Consider the following 1,192-nt stretch of genomic DNA (forward strand, 5'->3'; position numbering starts at 1 on the left):
ACCTCGACAACACCCTGACGTATCGCCTCAACATCCCCGACGTTGAAGCGCAGATCTACGCACTGGATGGCAACCCCATCGAGCCGCGCCCGTTGGGCAAAGAATACTGGCTGGGCCCGGGCATGCGCATTTGCCTGGCGATCAAGGCGCCACCGGCGGGTCAAGAGCTGTCGATCCGTAACGGCCCGGTGCGTCTCGGCACTTTCCGTTCAGTTGCCAATACCGACGCGCCGAGCGAATGGCCGCCAGCACTGCCCGCCAACCCGATTGCCGAGCCGGACCTGGCCAATGCCGAGAAACTCAACTTCAATTTCGAGTGGGTCGGCAGCGTGTCGGTGGATGACGGCAAACCGCCGAGCCTGTGGCAGATCAACGGCAAGGCCTGGGACATCACCGACAAGACCTGCGCCGACCGCCCGATTGCCAGGCTTGAGAAGGGCAAGAGCTACATTTTTGAATTGAAGAACATGACCCAGTACCAGCACCCGATTCACCTGCACGGCATGAGCTTCAAGGTGATCGCCTCGAACCGCCACAAGGTGATTCCGTATTTCACCGACACCTACCTGCTGGGCAAAAACGAGCGTGCGCGCGTGGCGTTGGTGGCAGATAACCCAGGCGTGTGGATGTTTCACTGCCACGTGATCGACCATATGGAAACCGGCCTGATGGCCGCCATCGAGGTGGCGTGATGCGCCAGATTCGCCCCGCAGCGATTATCGACCGCAGCCGCGACCAGCACTTCATGCGCGAAGCCCTGGCCCTTGCCGCCCAGGGCGCGGCACTTGGCGAAGTGCCCGTGGGCGCGGTGCTGGTGCAAGGCGGTGAAATCATCGGCCGTGGCTTTAACTGCCCGATCAGCGGCAACGACCCCAGCGCCCATGCCGAGATGGTCGCCATCCGCGCCGCCGCGCAGGCGATCAGCAACTACCGGCTGGTGGGCAGCACGCTGTACGTGACGCTGGAGCCGTGCAGCATGTGCGCTGGTTTGATTGTGCATTCGCGCATCGCGCGGGTGGTGTATGGCGCGCTGGAGCCGAAGGCCGGGATTGTGCAAAGCCAGGGGCAGTTTTTTACCCAGGGCTTTCTCAACCATCGGGTGCTGTATGAAGGCGGGGTGTTGGCCGAGGAATGCGGCACGGTACTGAGTGAATTCTTCAAGGCCCGCAGAGCCAAGCCCACACTCTAAAGA

The 1,192-nt window shown here is 62.2% G+C and carries 2 protein-coding genes; both read left to right on the forward strand.

The annotated features are described in order from the left end of the window. A partial coding sequence (locus FEM54_RS32815; protein ID WP_171045970.1) for a multicopper oxidase domain-containing protein occupies window positions 1-692 on the forward strand: 692 nt, incomplete at its 5' end. Further along, window positions 692-1,189 (forward strand): tRNA adenosine(34) deaminase TadA, encoded by a 498-nt coding sequence (gene tadA / locus FEM54_RS32820; RefSeq protein ID WP_017136300.1) that lies wholly within the window; start codon window positions 692-694, stop codon window positions 1,187-1,189. The genes FEM54_RS32815 and tadA, both read left to right, overlap by 1 nt. Window positions 1,190-1,192: the final 3 nt, after the last annotated feature.

Origin of the sequence: Pseudomonas edaphica (assembly GCF_005863185.1) — a bacterium.
In the GTDB taxonomy this organism is placed as follows: Bacteria; Pseudomonadota; Gammaproteobacteria; order Pseudomonadales; family Pseudomonadaceae; genus Aquipseudomonas; species Aquipseudomonas edaphica.